Source organism: Lactobacillus selangorensis, assembly GCF_001437205.1.
GTDB classification, from domain to species: Bacteria; Bacillota; Bacilli; order Lactobacillales; family Lactobacillaceae; genus Paralactobacillus; species Paralactobacillus selangorensis.
On record NZ_JQAZ01000002.1, the window covers coordinates 125,440 to 147,090 of the forward strand.

Consider the following 21,651-nt stretch of genomic DNA (forward strand, 5'->3'; position numbering starts at 1 on the left):
CTTTACAGTGATAATTATAACGCTAAATTTAAAAAGTGAAGCAATTTTCCATCCATTTTATCTCCAACCAGCAATTGCTTTTTTGCAAAGGCTCCAGTATGATAATGATGACTATAAGATAAATGCTTCAGTTCTTCATAAGCGCTTACTTATGAAACTATTTTTTACGGATAAGGAGTTCATTACATGTCCAAAGTACTCGCCATCAACGCCGGAAGTTCATCGCTAAAATGGAAATTATTTGAAATGCCTGCCGAAACGGTTATCGCCAAGGGAGACGCCGATCGTCTCGGTCAGCCGCTAGGTACTGTCTCGCTGACGTATCAAGGGCGGCGCACGACCCAAGAGCTGGCCATCCCTGATCACCAGGTCGCAGTGGAAATCCTGCTTGACCAGCTGCTCTCGGCTAAAATCATTACTCGTTTCGATGAAATCGACGGGGTCGGCCATCGTGTGGTGGCCGGCGGTGAAATTTTCAAGCATTCGACGTTGGTCGACGAAAAGGCACTCACTCAAATCGAATCACTGGCCGAATATGCACCACTGCATAATCCGGCTGAGGCAGCCGGCATTCGGGCTTTCATGAAATTACTGCCGGATGTGCCGGAAGTGGCTGTTTTTGATACTTCTTTCCACCAAACTTTAAAACCCGTCAATTATTTATACAGCCTGCCCTACGATTATTACGAGCAATACGGTGCCCGCAAATTCGGCGCTCACGGGACTAGTTACCGTTACGTGTCGCAGCGAACAGCCGAATTACTGGACCGGCCATTAGCCGATCTGAAGATGATTGTGGCCCACCTTGGTAATGGGGCTTCCCTTGATGCAATCGCAGACGGCAAATCGGTCGATACCAGCATGGGCTTCACCCCATTATCCGGGATTACCATGGGGACTCGTTCCGGCGATATTGACGCTTCATTAGTGGCTTTTCTAGTTCAAAAGCTTGGGATTTCAAGTGACCAGATGATCGATATTTTAAATACCAAATCAGGTGTCTTAGGAATCTCTGGAATTTCCTCCGATATTCGTGATTTGCTGGACGCTGAAAAAGCCGGCGACAAACGGGCCCACTTGGCACTCGACATCTTTGTCAATCGAATCATTAAATACGTCGGTTCGTATGTGGCCCTTCTCAAGGGGCTCGATGTGCTCGTCTTTACGGCTGGAATTGGAGAAAATGCACCGGCAATCCGCAGCCGCATCGTCAACCAGCTCAGCTACTTCGGCATCAAGCTCGATGAAGCTGAAAATGCCGCCGATGTGGATCATGAACAAATTATCAGCACGCCCGATTCCAAAGTGACCGTCATGGTCGTGCCGACAAATGAAGAACTGATGATTGCACGTGATGTCGTCCGATTGGGACAATTAGTTTAATAAATCATAAAAGCCTTCGCCATGGCGAAGGTTTTTTCATATGATTAGATATTATGATTTTCCTGTGTCAGTAAATTATACATGGCACCGTACAGGTTGGCATCGTTATGCAGCTGCCCCGCTACAATATTCGGACGGTAGATTGTCTTTTCGAGCTGCGGCCAGGAGGACGTGTTGAGGTCGTACTGGCGATTGATTTCCGTCAGCAGGCGCTGTTCGGATGAAATCCCGCCGCCGATACTATAGGTATCCAAATCGAGAACGGTCTGGACATTCAAAACAAGGGCGGCGACATCACGGGCGTACGTTTCAAAAATAGTTTTGACACGAGGATCGCTGTCATTGATGGCCTTGAAGGCGGCAAAACCGTCGTCTTTGTTGGCATCGTTATTGATGGCGTGATTGACAGCTTGGATCATATCGACAGCCGATGAATTATTGGAAATAAACTGATCGGTGCGCTTTTTGGCATCCATATCGGTAATCATGTAGCTGAGTTCGCCGGCTAAGAAACGGCGACCCCGATACAAACGATCATTTAGAATGATCCCGCCGCCGACCGCAGTTCCTAAGACAATAACAGCACCGTTATGAACATCTTTCAAACTGCCCCGCCAAGCTTCGGCCAAAGCGGCACATTTGCCATCATTTTCAACGGCAATCGGTGTGTTTTCATACTGTTCGCCGAAAGTTCGCTTCACATTGAGTCCATCAAGGTAGGGCAGACTGCCGCCGACATGGATAATCCCCTGCTTGCGATCGATGCGGCCAGGCGAACTAAATGCGATCCCGTCCAACTTCGTACCGCCAAGTTTATTGATAATCTGTTCGACGGCATTGATAAAGTCCTGCAGCCCATTGTCCCCAGTGGGTGAATCGACTGCGCCTTTGTTGCTCAAATTATATTTGTCATCGAACAAGCCGTATTTAATCTGCGTCCCGCCGATATCGATACCCAAATAAGTTGCCATAAACCTTCACCTTCCCTTTCCATGACTTATGTCTTAATTATAAAAAGTTTAAGCAGTAAAGGTTAAATTGTGACTCGCAAATGCGTTAAAATGAGGCAAACAAGGAAAGAAGGTTCTTTTTATGACACAACAAAAAGTAATCATTCCGAATACACTCGCACAAGCTGGACAGGAGCTCCTGACCGCACATGGCTATGCCATTATTCCTGTCAACGAAAACGAGCCGAGCGATATTATTGAAAAAGGGCGGGATGCCGATGCCATTATTTTAACGGCGGCCCCATTCTCAAACGACACAATTGCGGAGTTGCCGCACTTGAAGATCATCGCCCGCCACGGTGTCGGCCATGACAATGTCGACAGCCAGTACGCCGCTGCCCATGGCATCTGGGTCACCAACACTCCTTTGGCCAACGCGACCACAGTGGCTGAAACAACTTTAGCCGATATTTTATTACTGTCGAAACATCTCTATCATGATACCGAAGCCATGCGGCATGGCGATTGGAACTATCCTCGTCACAATCCCGGCATGGACTTGATGCATAAAACGATTGGAATCATCGGTTACGGCCATATCGGCCAGCATGTGGCCCAGCTCGTCAGAGCTTTCAAATGCAACGTGCTCGTCTGGGATCGCAAGCCGAAAGAGATTGAATATGGCCGCCAAGTTGCTCGTGACGAAGTATTTGCTAAATCCGATTTTGTTACCACTAATCTGGCCGCTGTCCCAGCGACCATCCACAGTATCGGCGCCCATGAATTCGCTTTAATGAAAGCCAGCGCCTATTTTCTGAATTTGTCACGTGGTGCGATTGTCGATACCAATGCCTTGGTCGATGCTTTGGAAAATGAACAGATTGCCGGCGCCGCACTCGATGTCTTCGAAGAAGAACCACTCCCAATGGACAGTCCGTTGTACAAACTCGACAATGTTTTTTTGACGCCGCATATGGCCGCCAATACCACCGAAGCCGAAGAACGAATGGCAACAGGTGCCGCTTCCGAAGTCGATCGTGTCTTGTCTGGACAGGAACCGCAATGGCCGTTAAACACGCCGAAAAAATAAAGTGCTTTTCCCCCTCCCTTTTTCTGTAAAATTCGTCTATAATGGAAATATAATTGAAGAAAGAAGGAATAGAACATGAAGTTAATCGCTTACGATATTCGTGACGATGAACGTCCATATGCAGAAGCATGGGCAAAGGAACACAATGTTGATGTAACATTATTGTCAGACCAATTGACTGACAAGACTGTTGAAAAGGCTAAAGGCTACGATGGTATCAATGCATATCAGCAATTACCATACACAGCTGGCGTCTTCGAAAAGATGAACGAATACGGCATCAAGTACATTTCATTACGTAATATTGGTACTGATAACGTTGATATCCCAGCTTTGAAGAAGGCCGGCGTTCGTTTAACAAACGTTCCTAGCTATTCTCCAGAAGCTATTGCCGAACTCGAAATGGCTGGCTTAATGATGTTACTCCGTCGCATGCCTGAATTCCGTACGAAGATTGCGCAAGGCAACTTCAGCTGGAAACCAGATATTGCCCGTGAATTACAAACATTAACAGTTGGTATCATTGGTACAGGCCGTATCGGTCGTGCTGCATACAAGATCTATCATGAAGGTTTTGGTGCAAAGGTTATCGGCTACGATGTTTACAAGAACCCTGAATTAGACGCACAAGGCATCTATGTTGACGATGTGAACGACTTGTTCAAGCAAGCTGATATCGTTACATTACATGCTCCTGCTACAAAGGAAAACTACCACACAGTTAACGCTGACACATTAGCAGAAATGAAAGATGGTTCTTACATCATCAACACTGCTCGTGGCGACTTGCTCGACAGCCAAGCATTACTTGACTCCGTTAAGTCCGGCAAGACTGCTGGTGCTTTCCTTGATGTTGAAGAAAACGAAGTTGGTATCTTCAACAACAAGTTCAGCAGCTTAGACGAAGTTGCTAAGAAGAACCCTGTCTTAGTTGACATGATCAAGCAAGAAAACATCATTGTGACACCACATGTTGCCTTCTATACACACACTGCTGTTAAGAACATGGTTGACGATTCATTCGATGCCTTGAACAGCATGGTTACAACAGGCAAGGCTGACACAGAAGTTAAATTCGACTAATCTGCCAGTTTGCATGAAAAAGCCTTCCGAAAATTTTCGGAAGGCTTTTTTTAGTCCATTTCTTTTTGTTTCACTTTTGTTTCATGTGAAACTTTTTGCTTAAAGCGTTTTTGATAAAATTGGTAGGCTCCGAAGAGCAGCAAGGCTGCAAATCCGATTGCAAACAGTAGTGAGAAATCGTCGAGATACTGGGCGACTTGATTCCAAGCCGAACCGGCTTTCTGACCGGCAAAAATCAGGACGACGTTCCAGATAAATGAGCCGACTGCCGTTAACAATATAAACGGCGTCAGCGGCATCTTTTCCATTCCTGCCGGCAGTGAGATTAAACTACGCACGACGGGTACGAATCGACCGAAGAAGACGGCTTTGCGGCCATGTTTCTGTAAGAAACGGGCCGCCTTCTCAAAATCACTCATTTTCAGTCGCATCATGCGGCCAAAACGGGTATGAACCAGCTTTTCTAAACGTTCAAGATTGAATAAATAACCGACCCAATAGAGGGCAAGTGCCCCGACGACGGCGCCGGCTGTGGCAGCGAGCGCACTGCCGAGCAGATTCATCTGTGTATGCAGCGTTAAATAACCGGTAAACGTTAAAATCAGTTCTGAGGGTAGCGGCGGGAAAATATTTTCGAGTGCAATCAATACAAACACTCCAAAATAGCCAGCCTGGTCGAGAAAATGCAGCAAGGTTTGTTCCATTTGTCGTTATCCTTTCAACTTCAATAGTCCCATGAGAATAACATGCCAGTCCTGAAAAGGCTAATCTTTTTCATTCAGCTTACGTAATTGTTTAGAAACTGTTTGGAAACGTTCGACCAGTTCTGGAGTCGATTGTTCCGACAACTGGCCGAGCAGCGCCGTCTGTTCCATTTGCAGCTTCAGCTTTTGTTCGGCCGTTACTGTCGGCACTTCCTGCTTGGTGGTTGCCTGCTGCACATCCACCAAGTGTTTCTGTTTGATTTCAAAATGCTGGGTGCAGACTTTTTGAACCAGCTGCTGGTCATGCGAAACTAACAGAATGGTCCCCTGGTACCGCACCAGCAGGTCCTGCAAAGCTTCAATCGCCGGCAGGTCCAAGAAATTCGTTGGTTCATCAAGAATCAGTAAATTATGCGTCCCGACAAATAAACACGCTAATGCCAGTTTGACACGTTCGCCGCCGCTTAATGAGGCCGCTTTTTCATTTAATTGCTGGGCCGTGAACCCGAGTTCGGCTAAAATCAGCCGAATCATTTCATCGGACTGGTCGGAATGAGCACGCGCATTGTCCCAGATTGATTGATTCAGGTCCTGCCGATCGAGCGACTGGCTGAAATAGCCGACCTGTGCCAATGGTGATAAATAGACCCCATCAGGACGGTCCAAAATCGTTTGAATCAGCGTTGACTTGCCGGAGCCGTTTGGACCGGTAATGGCGACTTTAGCGCCGGCTCGAATAGCCAGGTTAACATCCGTCAGTAAGTTTTTACCATTCCGGCTGACCTCCAAATGGGTCGTTCGGACTATCATGTTATGGCGGAGCTTCTGCTGCTGCGGCACGTTCATCGTAATTTTTCGCTCGACATGCGGCTTGCGGATATGCGGCAGTTTGTCAATGCGGTGGTCGATTGCTTTGGCATTTTTTTGCAATTTGCTTTCGAGTACATGGGCATACGGCGTATCATTTTTGATAATCTTGGCACCTTGCTCGTTGAAACTGACGTGAACCTTCTGTTCAGCTTGTTCCCGCCGTTTCTGAGCAGCTTCCTTCAGCTTTTTCTTGTGCCGCTGTTCCTGCTGGTAAGCCGTCGTTTGCTTCGCACGCCGAACTCTCTGCTCGTCCCGATACTGGCTGTAATTGCCCTGAAAGACCGTCAAACTGCCCCGTTCAAGGACCCACAATTGCGTGGCGACGGCATCAAGAAAGGCCCGGTCATGAGAAATAAAAATAACTGCATTCGGGAACCGTTTCAGCTGTTTGATCAGCCGTTTACTGCGGCTCGGATCAAGATTGGCTGTTGGTTCATCTAATAACAATAAATCGGGCTGTTTCGCAAAAGCTTGATTCAGTAAGGCTTGTTCCTGCTGGCCGCCGCTTTGTTCGTCAGGATTTTTGATCTGCGGCACCATTTCAATAACGGCGGCATTCGTCTGGTCGTTTTGAAGCTGATTCAGCAGCGTTGTTTTCCCAGCACCGTTGATTCCGATTAGACCGATGCGAGCATGCGGGGCCACCACTAATCGATCGATCGTAAATAATTCTTTGGTACCATAGCTTTGGGTTAAATTTGTAAATTGGTAAGTTGGATTCGACATCAAATCACTCCTTTTGGTTTATTCGTCAGCGCTTAAAAGGATAAATGATTTTTCAACGTAAAAAGCCTCCCATCACTCGTGATAGGAGGCTACGCAAATAAAACCCGTTGGGGAATCAAGCAGCCATCAAATCCTACCTCGAGAAAACCATGCCAAAAGAAGCGTCACTTAATGTGTGCTATCCTTCTGGTCTTGTTTTTTCAGTCGGCTTAGAATTTCATGTCTACCCAATTCACCCCTTTCAAATTTCATGGACTACTGTATCATATCTGATTTTCATTTGTCAAAGTGTTTCTTGTTTCTGGACCGCCGTACTGGCCATAATTTCGGTCAGCGTTGGAATCGAAGGCTGGGCCCCCAGCTGCTGAACCGTCACTGAAGAAGCCCGATTTGCGAACACAATGGCTTCGTTCAAATTGCTGAGATCCTGTTTCAATTGCGAACTGAGCGCCCCGATGAACGTATCACCAGCGGCAGTTGTATCAACGGCATTGACTTGAAACGCCGGTACAAAACCGGTGCCGGCTGGCGTATCGTAGTAAGCGCCTTTGCTGCCGACGGTAATGATGACTGCTTGAGCTCCCATATCCCGCATCTTTTCGGCGGCCTGGAACATTGATGGCCCATCGACAACTTTAATCCCAGTAATCGTTTCACTTTCCGTTTCATTCGGCACAATCAAATCGCTCAAACGAATCAATTCCGGATCAACTTCTGTTTTAGCCGGTGCTGGATTCAAAATCGTCACGACGCCAGCTGCTTTGGCCCGTTTGAAAGCGGCCAAAGTGGTTGCCTGCGGCGTTTCGAATTGTGCAATCAGAAAATCACTCGCAGCAATCGTCCCCTGAGCGGCGGCAACATCTTCCACATTCAGCTGCTGATTGGCGCCCCCGTAGACGAGAATACTATTCTGCCCGTTTTCATCGAGCAGGATGAATGCCTGTCCTGTTTTCGCAGTTGTCGAAGTCGAAATATCGTCGATCGTCACAGCACTCTGCTGCAAGGCATCTGCCATGAACTGCCCGTTTTCATCGGTACCAATTTTGCCGATAAATGCAGTATCGGCACCGGCACGCGCCGCTGCAATCGCCTGGTTAGCGCCTTTACCCCCGCCGGCAAAGGACTGGTCGCTCATCGGCAGTGTTTCGCCTGGCTTCGGCAAACGGGGAATCTGCAAAATCGTATCCACATTCAGGCTGCCTAAAACAGTTACCTTGTTGGTCATTTTTTCATCCACTTTCCAATTTCGTTTAAGCAAACAATAGCATAGATTAAAATGGCCGACAAGTCGTTATGACTAGGCTTCTCGCATTGGCAGCGCTATACTGGAGACAAACTAGGAGGCAGCGTGATGCAGAAAAAGCCAACGATATGGTCAAGACAAATCAGCCGGTCACCAAATTGATCGCAGCCGGCAAACAAAAACGAGGTCAAGTTTCCTTTGCAGAGCTAGGCACCTTCCATCCAACCAAACGCAATGCGATGCAAATGATTCAAACAACTGAAAAAAAACTGATTCCGGAACTGGTCCCTATTCGCAACGAACGAATGTCCAAATCAGCCTTTGCGTTTTATCGGGGCAGTTTGGAATTGATGGATTACGATCTCAATCAGCAGCCGGCGACCGGCATTCAGGTCGTCATCTGCGGCGACGCTCATATCAGCAATTTCGGTTTTTTTGCTTCGCCGGAACGGCAATTATTGTTTGATCTCAACGATTTCGATGAATCCGACATCGGCAATTGGGAGTGGGATCTAAAACGGCTCGTCGTCAGTGTCATTCTCAGCAGCGACCACTTAAAATTAGCGCCGCATAAATTACAAAAACTATTGCTGAAGACCGTCGCTAGTTATCGGCTCGGCCTGAAAAAGGAATTCGATGAATCCGTCTTGCAGCGTTACTACCCTGCTAACGATGTGACCGACGTGGTCCGTTCCCTGCCGAAAAAGAAGAACGATCCCGATTTGATTAACGATATTGTCGCCAAGGCGCAAAAACGAACCTCCGAACAAGTCGTCCAGAAACTGACTACTGTGGATACGAACGGCAACCGGCGTTTTATCGACAAACCGCCAATCTCCGAACATGTTTCCAATCAGACGTACCAGAGTTTGACAACCCATTTCAACGCCTACAAACAGACGGTCCATGCCGATGTAGCGCTGCTGCTATCGCAGTATTCGGTCACTGATGCTATTCGCCACACAGTCGGCGTCGGCAGTGTCGGGACGGACTCATTCCTGATTTTACTGACGGGTTTGGACGGCAGTCATCTGGTCCTGCAGGTCAAAGAGGCTGTGGTGCCGAAACTGGCTGAATACAGCGATGAAAATTCACCGGCCATGCAGCTCAAAGATATTTCACAAGGCGAACGGATCGTTGACTGCCAGCGCATCCTGCAGTCTGTTTCAGATCCGCTGCTCGGCTATTACACCGCCAATGACAAGGACTATTATGTCCGTCAGTATCGGGACATGAAAGAATCTGTCAATCCGGAGGAACTCGACGAACAGCAGTTTAAGACTTACGCTAAAGTTTGTGCCTGGATTCTGTCGGTCGCCCATGCCCAGAGCCCAACGGCGGCCATGATTCGTGGTTATGTCGGCCATGCCGCTAAATTCGACGAAGCAATCGTCAATTGGTCGCTTGCATATGCCAAGCAAGTTGAAAAAGATTACCAAAATTTTCTAAATACACAAAAAATATCGACAAATAAATAACAAATCTGCAACAAAAAGGCTTCCCGAAACCGGGAAGCCTTTTTTGCAGGTCGTTGTGAGGTTAAAAAAAGCCCCCCGCGATCACAACGCATTTTGAACTATGTATGGGAATCCCGAAGGCTTCCCATCATGATAGTACATGGATTTACTTGGAACTCTTACAGGGGGGTTAGAGTCCCATGCAACTCCAAAGCTTATTATAATATAAAAGAGAATACAGATATAGTTAAAAAATGTTCAATATTTTGAGAACCATGTGTTCATATTCAGCCTAATTAGCGATAACACGCCATTAAAGTGTCTTTTTATTTTTATATTGTTTGCAAAAAAATCGGCTACAATATTTTTAATTAAATACCACAGTTGTTTTTCTTTTACTTCTGTCACACCAACTTTTAAAATACAAGTGAAATCAGAAATGATTGTAAATTATTTTCAACGTTTTAAAAAGTGTTTAATTTTGTGTGCAATTTATTTGCGCTTTATTTTATTTTGCACTATATTTGCCCTGTAAGCCATGAAAACGATTTCTAGGAAGGAAGTAGGCAAAGATGACAGAATCAACAGCAACGATCAAAGCAAGTGTCGCAATGCTTAAAGTTTTGGAAGATTGGAATGTAGATCACGTGTATGGACTGGTCGGAGGTTCATTTAATTCGACAATGGATGCATTAGACGATGAACAAGCTAACTTGAAGTACATCCAAGTCCGGCATGAACAAGTCGGTGCACTCGCCGCTTCGACCGATGCCAAAATCACCGGCAAAATCGGCGTGTGCTTCGGTTCTGCCGTTCCTGGTGCCGTCAATCTGCTGAACGGTCTTTATGATGCCAAAGAAGACCATGTGCCCGTTTTAGCCTTAGTTGGTCAAGTTGCACATCAAAACATGAACTATGATTATTTCCAAGAATTCGATGAAGACCCGATGTTCACTGACGTTTCCGTCTACGATCGGACTGTCACCACGCCCGAAAGTCTTCCTTATGTCGTCGACAAGGCGATTCGCCACGCTTATAAAGAACATGGCGTCGCCGTTGTGATTATTCCGAATGATTTCGGCTACGTTCAGATTCCAGATGAACATTACGCTTTCCATCAGGCGTTTGATGCGAAAGCCCCGTGCCTGCCGACTGCGACCGATGATGAAGTCGACCATGTCCTTGAAATGATCACGGCCTGTTTTTCATATTGGTCAAGGAACTCGTGGGGCCAGCAAGGAGATTATGGAATTATCTGAAAAGCTGCAAATTCCAATCATCATCACTGGGTTAGCGAAAGGCGTCGTTCCGGATGATTTTCCGGCCAACTTAGGTTCCGCCTATCGGGCGTCTTCAAAGACGGCTTATGAGTTTATGGGTGTTACCGATTTAGTCATTTCAATCGGGGCCAACTATCCATTTGCCCGAGTCGAATATGACACCCATGCCTTCAAATATATTCAAGTCGAAGCCGATACCGCCAAGTTCGGCCGGCATCACACCTTGGATTATGGGGTCTGGTCCGATGCCAAAGCCTTCATCCAGAAGATGCTCGATCGCAGCCAGACTGTCACGCCAAACGGCTACTACAAGGCTGCTCAGGAAGCTACTAAAGATTGGCATGCCTATCTCGACCATTTAATGAATCGGACGGATGGTCCCGCACAGTTCGAACCATTATATAAACAAATCAATCGCGTGGCCGAAGACGATGCCATCTTCTCAGTCGATGTCGGTGATAATACAATCAACAGTTTCCGCTTCCTAAAGATGAATCCAAAGCAGAAACTCGTCACCTCTGGTTTATTTGCAACCATGGGCTGCGGCATTCCTGGTGCGATGGCGGCAAAACTGAGCTTCCCAGAACGGCAAGCCTGGAACATTGCCGGTGATGGTGCGTTTGCAATGGTCATGCAGGATATGCTGACCGAAAAGAAATACAACCTGCCGATTATCAACATCGTCACTTCCAACACCGTTTTGAGTTTCATTCGGTCCGAACAGGAAGATGTTCCGCAGCCATTGTATGGAATTGACCTTGAAGACGCCGATTACGCAAAGATTGCTGAAGCAATGGGCGTCAAGGGCATCACCGTTAAAACAGTTGCCGAATTGCCAGCAGCTTTTGACGAAGCGATTGCAACCGTCAAAGCTGGTCAGCCGGTTCTGATTGATGTTAAGATGACGCCACGCCGCAGTATCCCAGTCGAAGACCTGGTCGTCCGTGAAAACGGTCAGGACCATGTTACCGAAGATGTGAATGGGGTCACTCACAAGACAACCGGCTCAATCGAAGACTTCCTCAAGAAGTATGATGCCGTTGGCCTCAAACCATTAAGTTACTATTTTGAAAAGAATAACGTTCACTAATATAAAAATTGTGTCCAATAAAAGGAAGCTTCTCAGAAACCGCTTGGCGGCGGCTGAGAAGCTCCCTTTTTTATTTTAAATTACTGCTGCGGTCCGGCGACCATAGTCCAGCGAAGTGTGGCTGTATAGGTCTGACCAACAGCAAAATGCTGATTAGCGGCTACTTTGTAAGCCAGTCCCTGGCTGCCGGAATAATCGAGACTGAAGGGGCCATGATGTGCGGCTGTATTTTGATAAATAGTAGCCGGTGTGGTGCTCAGTGCAATGACACCGGTTGCGGTTGTGAACTGAAAATGGCCCTGCAGATTCGTCTGTCCGTCTGTAAATGGCGTTGCTGCCAGCTGCAGTCCCCATTGCTGGGCGGTTGGATAATTATCATACAGTCCCACTTGAAAATTAGGTGTCGTCCGCTGCAAAAGCTGGTCAGAAGTCGGAATCGGCTGATTCGTTCCGAAACTGATCGGATCGGGCACTTTTTCGATGGCCAGCATCTGAACAGGGGCGGTCACCGTTAACCGGACGGTATTGGTCTGGCCGACTTGCATTGGTGTTGTGTCGGTGGCACTGGTGCCGCTGAGCGTCATCGCCGGAATAACGTCCGCAGCCGCTTCCGCCGCAGCTTGGGCGGTTGCCGTATAGCGAACGACGACCGTATCGGTTCCCGTTAAGGCCGTTTTACCAGCAGCTGACAAAGCTTTCTTTAAATGAAGCGTCATTGCTGCTCCGTTAACCGTCATTTCGGTACTTGTATACGTCACCGCCGGACCGGCGCCGATTGTAACTGTAACGGCACTTGCAGCGGTCAATGTGTTTGGAAGTGTCAATGTGACTGTTGGATTGTCGAGTCCTAATTGATTCTTATTTTTGAAGGTGCCGGTCACCACCAGCTGATCACCGGCTTGAGCTGTCAGCTGTGTGGCCGCAGCTCCTTGCGCCGCATCGGAACGGTTTTGGACGGTCATTGTGCCCGTATAATTGCCTAGCACGGCCTGTTGCAGTTGTGCGGTAACTGGTGAAGCAGCAGTAGCCGTTTTGGTCGCATCATCTGTGATTGTCCCCTGAAATGTGACCGTTTGCGGACTCGGCGTCAGCTGAGTCCCATTTAATAACGGTTTGGTGACCGTAAGGCCTGTGGTGATGTGATTGGCCTGATGTGTAAAAAAGTTAACCGAACGAACAAAGCGCAGCAGATTCAGCCCCGCTGAATATTGGATATCTCGATCGTCAAATTCATCCGGTGCGGCACTGGGCAGCGCCGTTGTAACCCCTGTCACTTCAGGCGGATTCAGCGGATCGGCGGCGGTATTTTGTGTGGTTTGAGTGTCCCAAGGCGATAAGTATGAATTCCAAGTTGCCATTGCGCCCTGCGAAGTACTTGATGACTGGGCCGGAATGACCACATTGCCCGCCGCATCGGTATCCAAAGCCACTGAATCATAAAAATCGACGCCAAAATGGAGCTGCTTATCGGCAGCGGGCGGCAATTTGCCAGCAAGCAACTGATGCTGCGGCGTTTGATCGCCGTCAAACCAGTGCGGTGACAAGTCGGCGTGCGCCGATAATTGCTTGATATCAATGGACGCATCCAGAGACAGCGGCATCGCAACTTGGCTATTCGGATCGCTCAAAACTTGGCTAAGAAAATTCGAATCCAAGCCCGAAATCCATGTACACATTTCCGCCAAAAACGCATTTTTGACATCAGCATTCGTCGAATTCACTGATAATTGTACCCAAAGCGCCTGTGGATCAACCGGATCAGCCACAAACCCAGCGCCGGCTTTTTCCCCATCTTTGACATTCAACGGATTAGCTTGTTGATTGACGTTAGCGGTCGAACCGTACAAATTACCGGCTGTCATGGCAGCAATGATCTGCGGCGCTGTAAACGGCTGCGGCAAAGTAACTTTGGCTCGAAACCCCATTCCTTTTTCCAGTTGTGCAATTGCCGCCCCTAAATTCAGAGTGGCTGCGTTAACAATAATCTGGTCTACTGTTGCGGCTTTCACATGAACGGTATCCTGCCAAATAAAATGAGTCGTTCCGCCTCGCCAAGGGTCGGCCGTACTGGCGGGCTGATACTGCAGTTCTGTCTTGGCTGCAGTTTGGGGATCCTGATACAAACTGATGCCCTGTTCATCGGATTGCGGCTGCGGAACGCTGCCCGTTTGACCAGAACGCAAGGCGGCGGCCAACCGGCGCAGTGCTTTGCGGGCCTGTCCCGGCGCAATTTGCTTAGGGGCCGTTATCTGCGGCGCTGTCGCAACCGTCTGGGCCCGCACCGGCTGCCGGCTGAAGACGGCACTTGCCAAAAGAATCAAGAATGCGCCGGCAATCCGTTCGAACTGCACTTTTTTCATGCTTGTCGTCTCCTTCTGTTTCCGGCCAGCAAACCGCTGAGGAAAATCAGTTCAATCCCCAGCCAGCTGAACAGCTGTTCCTTTTTCTCAGCCGTCGGTGGTAAAACGGCCGCCTGATGTTCGGCAGGTATCGTGTGCAATCCGACTGTCCCGCCAATCGCAGTCATTCCGGATGAGGCGCCGGTCGGCACATCCGTACCAGCAGCCACAAAGGTAATCGCTGCTGATGAAACTGCAGTTGCAGCATGAACCGATTGGCCGATTCCGAACATCCCCAGCAGCGCAATAATCAGCAGTACGATCGTCATGAGCCGCACCTCCCATTGCTGAATTTTTTTCAATGCTTCTCACTCCTCCAAATTCAATGTTGACGCCGTTTGATCCGCCAGCCGATTAGTATCGCACAGATCAGCATAAACAGGCCGATCACAGCCGCAATGAGCACATCATTCTGATGCGGCGGTTCAGTTCCAAAATACGAATTTGAATTGATGTGCTGAGCCTGCCGGTGCGAAACGGTGAAATAACGGGTCCAATGCCACGTTCCCGAATGACTGACAGCGGTAATGACGGCTCGATATTTGCCACTGGCCATGCGATGATCCTGTGTCGAAATCGAATCGACAAATTGGCTGTTCGGTGCCATCATCATTTGATTTGAAACATCCCGTAGCAGTCGCCGCCCATTATGCGTAATCGTTGTTGTGACCACTAGTCCGCTCTGCAGATTTGCAACTGGATTCTGCCAAGTCAGCTGAATGACCGGCTGCGCATTATCAACCGCTGCTTTTACGGTCCCCAATTTTAAATCGCTAGGCAGTTTTTGGGTGCGCTCTTGGAGCTGCAGCGCTAACGAATAAGACAGCTGATTGCGAATCTGCTGTTTGCGATCCGCATCGGTCAGCTGCTTCGTAACCGTGACACCGCCCAGCATCATGCCGGTAAACGCTTTGGCCGGCATCGTATAAGTCAGCGCAATGCGTTTAGATGTCCCGGGCTGCAATGTCAGCCGCTGCTCCGAAAGTGCGACTTGGCGGCTCAAATCAAATGGCATCGTCAGTGTCCGGGTTGTCGGCGTGTGTTCATAAGTGACGGCTCCGGCATTGCTTGTCGTAGCAGGATGAAATGCCACTGTATAAACCGATTCCGTTGGTGCCTGATTGTGGACGGTAAAGTACAGCGTCCGTCGTTCCTGCGGTGCCACTTTCAAATCGTAATAAGTAGTAATCGTCCGATCAAGCTGGTTCTGCGGGACTTCAATGGTCACGTTATAACTGCTTGTAGCGGCCGCTGCTTGTGCATGCGCTGGAAATCCCCATGCACAAAGGAAAATCAGCAGCCAGACCCATTTTTTCATGCCTATCTTTCCCTTCAATAAATTCAGCGTTAAAAAAGCAGGTCTTGCGACCCGCTTTTGATTCACTAAGCGGTCGGTCCCGCCGCCAAATTCCATGTCAAAGTGGCTGTGTAAGTCCCAATAGCTTGTTCGTTGCCTAAAACCTTCAGCCGAATGTTCGTATTGGTTTTGCTCCCATTCGAATAGCCGCCTGCATAGTCGGCTACCCAAGTGCCGATTCCAGCACCAGCAGTCGCATTCATAAAGTTAACTTCCGTATTGTCCGGTTTAAGTGTGACGTCGCCGCCAGTTGGGACCCCGATGGCACTGTTGGCCACAATTCTTGCGATTTTTGCACCCGCAAAGGTTAATTCGGTCGCCCCCAAATCAGATTTGCCATCGCTGGCTTTAAAAGCCGTTGAACGAACCGTCACATTCCAGCCGGCTTTAGTCCCAGTCTTATCAGTGACCTGAACGTAAGGGTGCGCATTCGTCGCTGCATAACTAGTCGTGTTGCCGTCGACCTGTTGCTGGCCAAAATGCAAGTTCGGCACTGTATCTAGCGACAATGGGCCAGCATTGCCAGTTGCCGGCTGGTCCGGGTCAGCTGGCGCTGCCGGTTGTGTCGGCTGATTATCGGTCGCAAACGAAATATCAGCCGTCGAGTTCGCCGGCTGCGGCGTGCTCGTCGTAGCGGCTTGAACAGCCGCTGTTGAACTGAATCCGCCCAACAGGAACGCCGAAAACAAAACGGATGTTGCCAATCCTTTTTTCATCATCAATCTCCTCCAATAACAAAATATTGTGCTGCATCGATCTTCCCATCGACATCCTTATCGTAAGTTAGTTTTATTTTTTAAACAAACAATTTGCTTAAATTTCAAAAAATATTCGTTATTATTTTAACAAAAAATGAATTATTTATTTTAAATTCATCCGTATAAAAATAGTTATGCTAAAAAAGACACAAAAAAAGACCCGCTCAACGGGTCCCCCACGCTGATCGGGTCATGACATCATTTTAATAATCTTTATCGTTGGATGGGTCGGTACTCAACCCGACGGATTCATTGACATCTTCATCGGGATGCTTGAGCAAGTCGGCAATGAATTTGGCAACAGTCTTGCGGCTGACGGACTTACCGGTCATTTGTTCGTTGCGGCGGGTCGTCAGCAAATGTTCGGTCGCATCGTCATTGGTCAGCCAGTTCGGACGAATGATGGTGTAATCCAAACCGCTTGTTTCAATCAGATCAGCGGCTTTCTTTTCATCGCCTAAATAAGTCTTCGGATCATCCGGATCACCGAGTTCTTCGGCACCTTTGCCATTAAATTCGACTTCATGGTAAATCCCGGCACTAGCGACCCAAATCAACCGATGGACATTGGCTGAATTCATCGCTGAAATGACGTTGCGCGCCATCTCTGCCATTGGGCGTGGACCCACAATATCGATACCAGCCATGGCATTCTGAAGATCTGCTTCATTCATGACATCGCCAGTAATGATGTGCCCGTATTCATGCGCCAACTTTTTGGGAGTACGTAAGAACAATGATAATTCAATGTCCTTATCCTTATGAACATCATCAGTGACCATTTGTGCGATTTTTCCGCTTGCACCTAAAACTAAAACTTTTTTCATTGTTAAGCCTTCTTCATAGTCATTTCTTACACTTTCAGTATAGCGCAGGTTGAGTGAGCACCGTTGAAAGACGCCTTACACAAAAAAAGCGGATCGCAATGATCCGGCTTTTAAAAGTTAATTTTCAGTGCAGACAACGGCCTGCGAATGCGCCGCACAGACAGCAGCAAATTCGGCAATAAAGCTACCTGCTTCCCGAACAGCCGCTGCATCTGTGTCATTGGTCAATTGAGCCGTATTCGTTTGGATGGTCTGTTCAGCCTGCTGCAATTTCTTGGCAAAATCGCCAGCATGCTGACCATTCCAAGCTTTGATTTTTTCACCCATGACATGGGCAACCACATCAGCCGAGCTCTCCAAGACAGAACGCAAGCTGTTTGTGACCCGTGTACCATTCTGATCTGCCAACCATGCTTGAATATACATCGCCAAGACCTCCTCAACCACATTTTAGCATCTTTTTTATAAAAGGTAGACGGCTAAGCCTGCTGTCGCAACGGCTAGAACGCCGAACATGGCACTTTCGGCCGGCAGCTTGAAATTGAAACGATTGCCCCAAGGCGCCAAGGTAAAAGCGGCTAACGCCCCGCCGATAATCCCGCCAAGATGGCCGAAAATGTCGACTCCGGCACCTGGAATCAAGTTAAAAATCAAGTTGACGACGATAACGGCCCACATCGCACGTGCATACTGCCGAATATAGGGATTATCCATCGTCACATACAAAACAGCGGTGGCCATGAAGACCCCAAAAATCGCCGTGCTGGCACCGGCCGCCACCGTAATCTGCTGGGTCCGCAAAGCGTGCCAATAGCTGAAGAGATTCCCGGTCAGACCGCTATAGAGGTAAATGAGCAGGAATTTGGCATGCCCATAGATTCGTTCCAAATTGATGCCGACATAATACAGCGACACCATATTCAATAAAAGATGCATAAAACCGATGTGCAGCCACATCGCTGTAAATAACCGCCATGGCTGGCCGTTTTTAACTAACGGTGCAACATTTGCCCCTAACGCCATCAAAGTCTGCGCATTCGTCGAACCTCCCGGCCACATCGTTTCGACTAGAAAGACGACCACACAGATGGCAATAATGCCATACGTCATAAACGGCCAATCACGCCAATTTGCTTGTCTACTATTCAAATCAATCCATCCTTTAATCACCAATTTAACTGCTAATCTCATTGTAACGCAGACAGAGAACGGAAGCGTGAAAAAGAACGGGGTGCTAGGGGGCAACCAGTCAATGACTAGTATTTAACTTGGAAATTTTCCGGCATGACCGCCATCACCGTTGGATGCACTTCGAAATAATGCTGAATCAATTCGGTCATATCGAGCGGATATTCCTGAACGACCTTGTCGGCACTGTACATCGGATAATTGCCGCCGCCATTCCCCCGATATTGATTCAGAACAATTTTCAGCTTTTGTAACGGCGTGACATCACGGCCTTGATACTGGAGACGCACCACTCGTTCGCCGCTTGGCTGGCGCAGATCGAAAGTGTAGTCGATGCCCCGATAGACATCATAGTTATAGAGCTGCACTTTCGGCGTTTTGAATTCGGATGCGACCTCAATTTGTCCGTCCGCACGCCGCACAAAGAAGCTGGCACAGCGCTCCAAAGCTGCCTTCAAGTCGGCACCGGTAATTTCTTCTACTACCAGCGTATTCGGATACACATAACTATTGAGAATCTGCCGTAAAGTAATCTGCTTCTGATAGCCCTGCACTTCATCGTTGAACAGTGCCGTACAGGAAATCGCCGTTCCCGTTGCGTCGGATTGGACTTGATTGATGAAATCAAGATACGGATGATTGTGTAAGCGCGCCTGTAGCGGCGCCGTAACGGTCATCGCAGCACCGGCATTCCGTCCTACCGGCTGGTCAAGCCATGCCTGGACTTTCTGTTCCAGCGGCGCAACCTGAGCGGCGAGTGCGGCAGCCACTGGTGCATCAGCAGTCGCCAGCAGTTCAGCCGTCGGTTGTGCAACCTGCCCATTTTCAACTTGCAAGGTGATTTTGCCAACAACAATCCCTCGTTCGCCAGGCTGAGTGACGGGCACACCGTTGATGACTGCGGCAATCTGGCGATGCTGATGTCCAGTAACAAGGGCATCGATGCCTGGCACAGCTTTTAAGAGCGCCATTGCTTCATTTTCACCCGTCAAACGTTCGGTCGGCTCCCCTGTCTGCAAATCGCGTTCGAACCCACCATGATAAGCGACCACAATCACATCGACCTGGTTCCGCAGCTTGTCCACTAACCGTTTTGTCACAGGAACAATCGATTCGAATTTTAAATTTTTAATATGGTCGGCCTGTTCCCAATGTGAAATAAAGGCCGTCGTCAACCCGATAATGGCAACTCGAATGCCTTTATTTTCCAGAATCTGGCACGGCGCATCGACGATCGTCGGTGCGGCATGCCCACTGATATTAGCACCCAAAATCGGATAATTACGGTCCTGTTCGCACTGCCGCAGGTAATCCAGACCATAGTTAAATTCGTGGTTGCCCAAGACACCAACATCATAGCCGATTTGACTCGTCAATTGTGTGAACACAGATTGGTCGTCCGGATGACGGGCCACATAGCTCGTCAGCGGCGAGCCTTGAATCAAGTCGCCATTTTCGATGGCAATGACCCAGTCATCAGCAGCGGCCGCCTGTTTTTGCTGGCGAATGACCGTGGCTGCCTTTAAAAGGCCATACGGCGCCGCATTGTCAGGGGTGCTGTAGTTGGTCGGGTACAAATAGCCATGCACATCGCTCGTTGATAAAATCGTCAGTTTCATTTAAGCCAGCTTCTTTCTTAATTGTCCGGATAACCAGTCGATGCCCATGACCATCACCACGATGCCGATCAGAATAATCCCGACACGGGACCAGCTGCGGGTCTGGATGGCAAAAATCAAGGGCGTCCCGATTCCGCCAGCCCCAATCATCCCTAAAATCGAAGCCGAACGGACGGAAATTTCAAAGCGATATAACGTATAGGAAATAAATTCCGGCAGTAAAGTCGGCAAAGTCGCTAAACACAGCACTTCGGTGCGGTTGCCGCCGACACTGACCAATGCTTCTTCCGGGCCTCGGTCCATCTCTTCGATGCCTTCTGAAAACAGTTTGCCCAGCATCCCGATCGAATGCACACCGACCGCCAGCACACCGGCATACGAGCCTGGTCCAACTGATTTGATAAACATGATTGCTAATACAATTTCCGGAAAGGTCCGAATCAGCGTCAGTACAAATTTACCGCTGGTCGACCGCAAATGCCATTTGCCTTTTTCAGTACGTGCCGCCCAGAATGCGAATGGAATGCTGATAAACGCAGAAATGAAGGTCCCTAAAAAGGCGATCGCAATCGTTTGAATGATTTCACTGGTCAAATCTTCGCCGCTGCCATTATAGACGTAGCGCCAATCAGGATTAAGAATCCCATGCAGGATTGATTTCGAGACATCAGCCGCCGATGCTTGGACGCCGCTGAACTGCAGTCCTTTGCCGGCCCATACATACAAACCGATGACGAGCGCACCCCAGAACAGCCATTGGACCCGATACTGCCACCGTCCTTTACGAACAGATTGGTCAATCGTCGTTGTTGTCATCATTTCTCTCATGCCAGACGCTCCCTTACAAAAGTACTTAACCCGTCAATTGCCACAACGACCACCAATGTCGCCAGAATAATGACGGCCGTATCGCTATAATCAAATTCGCTCAACGAACGTTGGAGATAAACCCCAATCCCGCCAGCACCTAAATACCCTAAAACAGTCGACGCACGCACATTAATTTCGAAAGTATACAGGAAGTAACTGATAAACGCCGGTAAAATCTGCGGTACGACCGCAAAGGCAATCATTTGCACCCGATTGGCGCCGGTTGCGTTCAAGGCTTCAAACGGACCGGCATCAATTGTTTCAATCGCTTCATAAAACAGTTTGGAGATCATCCCAAAGGAGAAAATCGCTAGGGTAACCACACCAGCCGTTGCCCCGATTCCGAAAACAGCCACAAATAAGGCCGCTAACAATAAGTCTGGCAACGAACGGGTGATATCCAAAAATAACCGTACACAACCACGAATGAATGGATTTTTAACAATATTATGGGCGGCAATCAGCGCCATCGGAATCGCAAAAAGCGTCCCAATGGTGGTCCCAATCATGGCCATCTGAATCGTTTCGATAATCGGCGGCCAGATCACAGACAGATATGCCCATTCTGGATGGCTCATTTCGACTAATAACACCACAAACTGGTTGAGATTATCGACTAACATCTTGACGTTAACACCCGTAATTTGAGCTGAGCCCCACAGGCCAATCAGCAACAGCAACAGCGCCGTCAGTCCGACGACATGGAATCGCTGGCGGAACGGCCGCTTGGGTAAAGTCAGTGTTTTACTGTCCATGC

General features: G+C 48.5%; 18 protein-coding genes and 1 pseudogene. 5 read left to right on the forward strand and 14 right to left on the reverse strand.

Annotated features, from left to right (window positions below; all coding sequences use genetic code 11):
- Positions 1-186 precede the first annotated feature (186 nt).
- On the forward strand, positions 187-1,383 hold the full coding sequence (locus IV40_RS03165) for an acetate/propionate family kinase (protein WP_057768937.1): 1,197 nt from the start codon (positions 187-189) through the stop codon (positions 1,381-1,383).
- Between the two features lie 44 nt (positions 1,384-1,427).
- Here IV40_RS03165 and IV40_RS03170 read toward each other — a convergent pair whose 3' ends face one another.
- Positions 1,428-2,354: an ROK family protein gene (locus tag IV40_RS03170; RefSeq protein WP_057768938.1), complete on the reverse strand. Its 927-nt coding sequence runs from the start codon at positions 2,352-2,354 to the stop codon at positions 1,428-1,430.
- Between the two features lie 121 nt (positions 2,355-2,475).
- On the opposite strand from IV40_RS03170, the gene IV40_RS03175 reads away from it, so the two are divergent.
- A complete protein-coding gene (locus IV40_RS03175) occupies positions 2,476-3,423 on the forward strand; it encodes an NAD(P)-dependent oxidoreductase (protein ID WP_057768939.1) in 948 nt (315 codons plus the stop codon).
- Positions 3,424-3,498: 75 nt separating this feature from the next.
- Complete coding sequence (locus IV40_RS03180) at positions 3,499-4,506, forward strand: D-2-hydroxyacid dehydrogenase (RefSeq protein WP_057768940.1); 1,008 nt, start codon at positions 3,499-3,501, stop codon at positions 4,504-4,506.
- Positions 4,507-4,556: 50 nt separating this feature from the next.
- On the opposite strand, the gene IV40_RS03185 is transcribed toward IV40_RS03180, so the two are convergent.
- The 3 genes from IV40_RS03185 to rbsK form a co-directional block, all read right to left on the reverse strand.
- A complete protein-coding gene (locus IV40_RS03185; RefSeq protein WP_057768941.1) occupies positions 4,557-5,210 on the reverse strand; it encodes a DedA family protein in 654 nt (217 codons plus the stop codon).
- Between the two features lie 60 nt (positions 5,211-5,270).
- Positions 5,271-6,806 (reverse strand): ribosomal protection-like ABC-F family protein, encoded by a 1,536-nt coding sequence (abc-f, locus tag IV40_RS03190; RefSeq protein WP_057768942.1) that lies wholly within the window; start codon positions 6,804-6,806, stop codon positions 5,271-5,273.
- Positions 6,807-7,089: 283 nt separating this feature from the next.
- Positions 7,090-8,031: a ribokinase gene (gene rbsK / locus IV40_RS03195; RefSeq protein WP_057769247.1), complete on the reverse strand. Its 942-nt coding sequence runs from the start codon at positions 8,029-8,031 to the stop codon at positions 7,090-7,092.
- Between the two features lie 146 nt (positions 8,032-8,177).
- Here rbsK and IV40_RS03200 point away from each other — a divergent pair, with 146 nt between their 5' ends.
- Together IV40_RS03200 and spxB are read left to right on the forward strand one after the other, a co-directional pair.
- On the forward strand, positions 8,178-9,527 hold the full coding sequence (locus tag IV40_RS03200; protein ID WP_057768943.1) for a DUF2252 domain-containing protein: 1,350 nt from the start codon (positions 8,178-8,180) through the stop codon (positions 9,525-9,527).
- A 551-nt stretch (positions 9,528-10,078) separates the two neighbouring features.
- Positions 10,079-11,876 (forward strand): annotated as a pseudogene (gene spxB / locus IV40_RS03205) (pyruvate oxidase).
- Between the two features lie 80 nt (positions 11,877-11,956).
- Here the strand turns inward: spxB and IV40_RS03210 are convergent.
- The 10 genes from IV40_RS03210 to phnE (IV40_RS03255) form a co-directional block, all read right to left on the reverse strand.
- Positions 11,957-14,236, reverse strand: a complete 2,280-nt coding sequence (locus tag IV40_RS03210) for a hypothetical protein (protein WP_057768944.1) — start codon at positions 14,234-14,236, stop codon at positions 11,957-11,959.
- On the reverse strand, positions 14,233-14,577 hold the full coding sequence (locus IV40_RS03215) for a hypothetical protein (RefSeq protein WP_057768945.1): 345 nt from the start codon (positions 14,575-14,577) through the stop codon (positions 14,233-14,235). Before IV40_RS03215 ends, IV40_RS03210 begins: the two co-directional genes overlap by 4 nt.
- 20 nt (positions 14,578-14,597) lie before the next feature.
- Entirely contained in the window at positions 14,598-15,593 is a 996-nt protein-coding gene (locus IV40_RS03220) for a WxLIP family cell surface protein (RefSeq protein ID WP_057768946.1), read from the reverse strand.
- 65 nt (positions 15,594-15,658) lie between these two features.
- Entirely contained in the window at positions 15,659-16,351 is a 693-nt protein-coding gene (locus tag IV40_RS03225; protein WP_156404217.1) for a WxL domain-containing protein, read from the reverse strand.
- A 242-nt stretch (positions 16,352-16,593) separates the two neighbouring features.
- The gene (locus IV40_RS03230; RefSeq protein WP_057768948.1) at positions 16,594-17,217 is read right to left on the reverse strand and encodes an NAD(P)H-binding protein; all 624 of its coding nucleotides are present in this window, start codon (positions 17,215-17,217) and stop codon (positions 16,594-16,596) included.
- Between the two features lie 117 nt (positions 17,218-17,334).
- Positions 17,335-17,643, reverse strand: coding sequence for a hypothetical protein (locus tag IV40_RS03235; protein WP_057768949.1), 309 nt, complete (start codon positions 17,641-17,643; stop codon positions 17,335-17,337).
- A 36-nt stretch (positions 17,644-17,679) separates the two neighbouring features.
- The gene (locus tag IV40_RS03240; protein ID WP_162258843.1) at positions 17,680-18,366 is read right to left on the reverse strand and encodes a rhomboid family intramembrane serine protease; all 687 of its coding nucleotides are present in this window, start codon (positions 18,364-18,366) and stop codon (positions 17,680-17,682) included.
- A gap of 107 nt (positions 18,367-18,473) precedes the next feature.
- A complete protein-coding gene (locus tag IV40_RS03245) occupies positions 18,474-20,024 on the reverse strand; it encodes a bifunctional metallophosphatase/5'-nucleotidase (RefSeq protein WP_057768951.1) in 1,551 nt (516 codons plus the stop codon).
- A complete protein-coding gene (gene phnE / locus IV40_RS03250; RefSeq protein ID WP_236698022.1) occupies positions 20,025-20,843 on the reverse strand; it encodes a phosphonate ABC transporter, permease protein PhnE in 819 nt (272 codons plus the stop codon).
- A gap of 5 nt (positions 20,844-20,848) precedes the next feature.
- Positions 20,849-21,649, reverse strand: a complete 801-nt coding sequence (gene phnE, locus IV40_RS03255; protein ID WP_057768952.1) for a phosphonate ABC transporter, permease protein PhnE — start codon at positions 21,647-21,649, stop codon at positions 20,849-20,851.
- Between the last annotated feature and the right edge of the window lie 2 nt (positions 21,650-21,651).